Source organism: Streptococcus sp. E24BD (genome assembly GCF_041807825.1).
GTDB lineage: Bacteria > Bacillota > Bacilli > Lactobacillales > Streptococcaceae > Streptococcus > Streptococcus entericus.
In genome coordinates this window covers 1-5,670 of the sequence record NZ_JBGTZB010000062.1, presented here as the reverse complement: position 1 = coordinate 5,670, position 5,670 = coordinate 1, and the positions used below count along the sequence as shown (strand labels likewise).

The window sequence follows — 5,670 nt, the reverse complement described above, 5'->3', positions numbered from 1 at the left end:
GGTAAGAAGGGACTCCCTGCAACAGGCGATGTTCACACAGCTCTAGCTGCTGTCGGCGCAACAGCCCTCTTATCAGCCCTAGGCTTAGCCGGACTGAGAAGACGAGCTAGGTAAGTTAATAAAAAAAGATTGGTTTTATGCCAATCTTTTTTGTTATTATTACGAATAGTTTTATAGAACAAGGAGGGAAAAATGGTTGAAGAATGGATTGAACGATTGAAGGAGAAGAGGACAACTCTGCTAATGGGGGGGATTATTGTAGCATTGACGGGTGTGCTTGTCAGTCAAGCTTTTGGGAAACCCAGTCTGCCGAATGATTTTCCAGAGATTCAACAGGTTGAGGAGAAAAACGTCAAGAGTGATCGTGTTGAGGAAGAAAGCTCAGAGTCTATCATGATTACAGTGGATGTCAAAGGGGCTGTTGTTAAGGAAGGGCTTTATGAGCTACCGTCTGGTAGCCGTGTGAATGATGCTATTATGAAGGCAGGAGGGTTGACTGATTTGGCGGATAAAAAGTCTGTGAATTTAGCACAAAAACTAGCAGATGAAGCGGTGATTTATGTCGCTAGTCAAGGAGAAAATGTTTCAGTTGTCGCAACAGGCTCTGAAACATCCTCTACTCAAAAAATCAATCTGAATACCGCTGATGAGGCTCAGTTGCAAACCATCACAGGTATCGGCGCTAAAAAAGCTAAAGACATCATCACCCACCGTGAAACCGTAGGTCGTTTTTCAAGTGTAGATGATCTCAAGCAGGTTGCGGGTATTGGTCAAAAAACCATTGACAAGATTAGCTCGGAGATTACAGTTGATTAAGCGATTCCCACTGCCACCCATTCAGTTGGCTTATTTGAGTTTACTAGCTTACTTTACCGTTTACCGATTTCACTGGTCGCTTGTAGGCATCATATTGTTCAGTTTTTGGCGTTTGTGGAAAAATGGCAGAGCTATTTTTCTAAGAACCCTTCTTATCTTAAGCGTTTTTACAGGAGTGTTTGCTTATCGTCACCATCAAGCAGAGCGTGCAGACACTACCGCGCCAGCTCAGCTAACCAGTTTAGCACTCATACCAGATAGTCTACAGATTAACGGTGATCAGTTATCTTTTCGAGGGCAATCCGATGGACGAGTTTATCAGGTCTTCTACCAGCTAAAGGCCCAGACAGAGCAAGAATTTTTCAAAACCTTGACTCAGCCTGTTCGCTTGACGGGCAGTTTTGAGCTATCAGAGGCTGAGGGTCAACGAAATTTTAAGGGCTTTGACTACCATTCTTATCTTGAGACACAAGGAATCTATCAGGTTGCTAAAGTTACATCGTTGGAAGAGGTTTCTCCACGATTTTTATCTGGTCTGGGTGATTACCTACGTTTGTTGAGACGACAGGCGCTGGTTTATATCTATGGTCATTTTCCTGAGCCCATGACGCATTACATGACTGGTCTTTTACTCGGTCATTTGGATAAATCATTTGATGACATGACAGAGCTTTATTCTAGCCTTGGTATTATTCATTTATTTGCCCTGTCAGGGATGCAGGTGGATTTCTTCCTCGGCTGGTTTAGAAAAATCTTATTAAGATTAGGGCTGACAGTTCGTCAAGTTGATTTCTTGCAGGTGCCACTATCCTTTTGCTATGCTGTCTTGACGGGTTTTCAGGTCTCCGTTTGTCGTAGCCTGTTGCAGTCCTTTTGGTCACGTTTAGGTGTAACAGGTATGGATAACCTTGGCTTAACGATGCTGAGCTTACTATGTTTAGTTCCAAATGCTTTTTTAACAGTTGGGGGTATTTTATCTTGTAGCTACGCTTTTGTTCTTTGCTTATTAACAATTAAGGAATTTACGGGGATTAAACGGCAAGTTATTGAAGCTGTCGCGCTTGCTTTGGCTGTTTTGCCTATCTTAATGTTTTATTTTTCTAGTTTTCAACCCTTGTCTCTTGTGTTAACAGCTCTGCTATCACTGCTGTTTGATGGGCTCATGTTGCCTGCTCTTAGTTTGGCATTTCTTCTGTTACCAGTGATAAATCTTAGTTTTCTTAATGTATTATTTGTCTTATTGGAGCGCTTTTTAGTGTTTGTTGGCGATTGGGCTAGTCGGTCTTTGGTTCTTGGGAGTCCGAGTGTCTTTGTTTTACTAAGTCTGTTGCTGTGTCTCGGTTTGCTTTATGATTACCGCTACCGAAAAAAAGTTGTCCTTGTCCTAAGCCTGCTTTTAGCTCTGCTATTTTCCTTAACGAAACATCCTTTAGAAAACGAGGTGACTGTTGTCGATATTGGGCAAGGGGATAGCATTTTTCTGCGGGCTGCTTCTGGTCAGACCTTGCTAATTGACGTTGGTGGACGTGTTGAGTTTGAGGCTGGTGAGGATTGGCAGAAGCGGCAGACCACAAGCAATGCTAGTCGCACACTAATTCCGTATTTGAAAAGTCGCGGAGTTGGGCGTATTGACCAGCTGGTGCTAACCCACACCGATACGGATCATATTGGTGATATGGAGGAAGTGGCTAAAGAGTTTACAATTGGGGAGGTCTTGGTTAGTCAAGGGAGTCTGACGAATGCTGAATTTGTGAAGCGCCTGAGAGCCATGAATGTCCGTGTTCGTACAGTGACAGCTGGGGATAGGTTGCCATTTATGGGGAGTTATTTGCAGGTGCTGTATCCATGGACGACAGGAGATGGTGGCAACAACGATTCACTGGTGCTTTATGGTCGCTTATTAGGCTTGAACTTTTTGTTTACAGGTGATTTGGAAGCAGGGGAATTAGAACTGATTAAACATTATCCCGATTTGCCTGTTGATGTCCTAAAAGCTGGCCACCATGGGTCGAAAGGTTCTTCCTACCCAGAGTTTTTGGTGCATACGAAGCCGAAGCTCGCCTTGATTTCTGCTGGTCGGAACAATCGCTATAAGCACCCTCACCAGGAAACGTTAGAGCGATTTGAACAACAACGAATCAAGGTCTATCGGACAGATACCCAAGGTGCTATTCGCTTTAGGGGATTGTTCAATTGGCAGATAGAGACTGTTAGGTAGAGCTTGTTAAAAGCTCTCCGCTGATGATTGAACTCAGTGGAGAGCAGATTGGTTATAGATTTAATCCATCAGCAATTGCTCTTTAACAAAGCGAGCATAAGTGGAATGGTTGGCTAGAAGATCGTTGTGGCTGCCACTACCAGTCAATTGACCATTTTCAAGGAAATAGATATGGTCTGCATCTAGAATGGTGGACAAACGATGGGCAATGACTAGAGCTGTCTTATTATGGAGAAGTTGTTTCATGCTTTGACCGATAGCAAATTCAGCATCAGCGTCAAGGTTGGCTGTTGCTTCATCAAAAATAATTAGATGAGCTTGTTTTAAGTAGGCTTTAGCGATTTGTAGACGCTGTTTTTGACCACCAGAGAGGAGTTTCCCTCCTTCACCAACAAAGGTGTCCAAACCCTGTTCCAATTTTTGGACATCTTCCCAGAGAACAGCAGCCTTTAGAGCTTGTTCTATATCAGTTTCGCTAGGAGTGGTATTGAGACCGAAGGTTAAGTTATCTCGTAGGCTTCCGGATAAGACAGCGGCTGATTGAGAAACTAGAGCTAATCCTTGACGCCAATCTTTGAGAGAAAAGGAACTAATATCTTGATCAGCAAGTTTGATGACACCACTGGTTGGCTGATAAAAACGAGCCAGAAGATGAGCTAAGGTACTTTTTCCAGAACCAGATGGACCGACGAGGGCAATTTTTTGTCCTAGGGGAAGAATCATATTGATATGAGATAGTGTATCTTGGTCAGCTTGATAGCCAAAACTGACTTCTTCGAGTACAAGATTTCCTTTGGGAATAGTATTTCTTTTTTGTGAAAAGTCTTCTTGTTCAATGGTCAATAACCTGTCCAGTTCTTTAGTTGCCCCTTTGACTTTAGCAAAATCAGTTACGATAGTCCCGATTGCTCCAACAGGATTTAGGAGCTGAAAGAGGTAGACTAGAAAGGAAATCAAGGTACCAATAGTTAAATCTCCAGTTGCCACCCGCTGACCACCATAGGTAAAAATCAGGGCAATACTGGCGAATAAAAACATTAGACCAACCGGAGAAACAAAGGATTTTATTAAGTCAACTTTGAGAGAAGTCTGTTTAATTTTCGTGATGATAGCATTTAGGTGATTGAGCCGTTGGTTCTCTCCACTATCGGCTTTAATGAGTTCAATTTCCTTAAAGGTTTCGCTTAACTGTCCAGTTAATCTGCTGGTATCTTCTTGTAATTGTTCGCTACTGTTTTGGCTTAGTTGGGACAAGGGGAACAATAGCAGAACTAACAAGGGGAGAGCAATAAAAAACGTTAGAGTTAATTTCCAATCAAGCAAGAAAAGGACAATAACACTCCCTATGATGGTCACACTACTAGTGATGAGCGAGGGGAGAGTGGTCACGTAAAAATTCCCTAGATTATTAATATCGTTGACTACTCTTGAGGAGAGCTCACCGCTCTTTTCATAGTGAAAGAAAGAGAGCGGGAGATGCATTAAGTGACGGGTAAGCTCTTGTCGCTTAGTTTCAGCGATATTCTCCCCGTTTAGAGCCATAAAATAAGTTCCAGAAGATAGTAAAAAAGCCTGAAGGGCAAAAAGACCTAAAATTTTAAAAAGAACCCAAAAATTGAGAGACGCTTTTTGGCTATCAATTAATTGGCGTAGGACTAGGGGAAGATAAAGAGCTGTTAGGCAAGATAGGATAATAAAAATTGCTCCAAGTAGAATTTCTTTTTTGAAATACTGTTTTAACATAGACAAAACTCCTGTATAAGGTGACAAATATGATTAACTTCCTCGTCATTATCAGCGACGAGATGACAGACCTCCAGATAACGAGATATAAACTTCTGTGGGATAGTGCTAACAAGATGAAGTAATAGTAGCGTATAACCTGCAGAGGTTAGCTTTTCAAGAAAAAGGTCATCTAAAAAAATAGTGAAAAATAGTTGCTTGTTGTTAGCAATTAAAGATAGTCTGTCAATGGCTGATTGTTCCCCTGAACAAAGAGCTATCAAAAATTGTTTTGAACTTTTAACACCATATTGTTGCAATAGAATCATTTGTTTTTCTGCTGTTAGTTTAGTATCTTCATGTTCTTGTTGGTGATAATGTTTAATGAGTGTGGCATAGTTAGACCGATTTAAACTCATAACAACCTCCTAATACAAAGAATATGATACCCGCTACCAAGGTTGTGTGATAAACCTCCTCAAAAGATTCTTTTGCAGTAGAGTTAGACTGTGTTTTGAAACTACCATTTTTTAGCTGGGTATTTTTCATATAAAAATAGCAGAGCTCTTGACAAGAAACTGACAATTTATCAGCTACATCTAAAATAAAAATGCAAGCAATGAGTTCCATAAAAACATCAGTATCATCGTGTCGAATACTTAATAAAATTGCGTATTCTAAAACAGCTAGTAGTTGGGGTTCCTTTGGTTTAAGGATATCAAAAATAGCGGTTTCCTTTCCAAAAATGGAAGTATAAAAGATGTCGTGTGTAATAGCATAGAGATGTTCCCTTGAATCGGTTACACTAAACTAGACAGAATTTATAAAGTGTTCTACACTAAAGAAAACAGGAGAACTCTATGTCTAGAAAAATCCGTCGTCAATTTAGTGATGACTTTAAGCAACAAATTGTT

General features: G+C 41.0%; 5 protein-coding genes and 1 pseudogene. 3 read left to right on the top strand and 3 right to left on the bottom strand.

All coding sequences use genetic code 11. The features are described from left to right. From ACERC5_RS09875 to ACERC5_RS09865, 3 genes are all read left to right on the top strand, one after another. The coding region (locus tag ACERC5_RS09875) for an LPXTG cell wall anchor domain-containing protein (protein WP_373660658.1) at positions 1-114 on the top strand (114 nt) is incomplete at its 5' end. Positions 115-192: 78 nt separating this feature from the next. After that, a complete protein-coding gene (locus ACERC5_RS09870) occupies positions 193-816 on the top strand; it encodes a helix-hairpin-helix domain-containing protein (RefSeq protein ID WP_373660657.1) in 624 nt (207 codons plus the stop codon). Further along, positions 809-3,034, top strand: a complete 2,226-nt coding sequence (locus tag ACERC5_RS09865) for a DNA internalization-related competence protein ComEC/Rec2 (RefSeq protein WP_373660656.1) — start codon at positions 809-811, stop codon at positions 3,032-3,034. Before ACERC5_RS09870 ends, ACERC5_RS09865 begins: the two co-directional genes overlap by 8 nt. A gap of 60 nt (positions 3,035-3,094) precedes the next feature. On the opposite strand, the gene ACERC5_RS09860 is transcribed toward ACERC5_RS09865, so the two are convergent. The 3 genes and pseudogenes from ACERC5_RS09860 to ACERC5_RS09850 all read right to left on the bottom strand — a co-directional run. Further along, positions 3,095-4,777: an ABC transporter ATP-binding protein gene (locus ACERC5_RS09860; RefSeq protein ID WP_373659672.1), complete on the bottom strand. Its 1,683-nt coding sequence runs from the start codon at positions 4,775-4,777 to the stop codon at positions 3,095-3,097. Next, positions 4,771-5,175, bottom strand: coding sequence for a hypothetical protein (locus ACERC5_RS09855; protein WP_373659671.1), 405 nt, complete (start codon positions 5,173-5,175; stop codon positions 4,771-4,773). The genes ACERC5_RS09860 and ACERC5_RS09855 overlap by 7 nt, the downstream gene beginning before the upstream one ends. Continuing rightward, positions 5,156-5,539: pseudogene (locus tag ACERC5_RS09850) on the bottom strand (hypothetical protein); the annotation flags it as partial. The gene ACERC5_RS09855 and the pseudogene ACERC5_RS09850, both read right to left, overlap by 20 nt. Positions 5,540-5,670 lie beyond the last annotated feature (131 nt).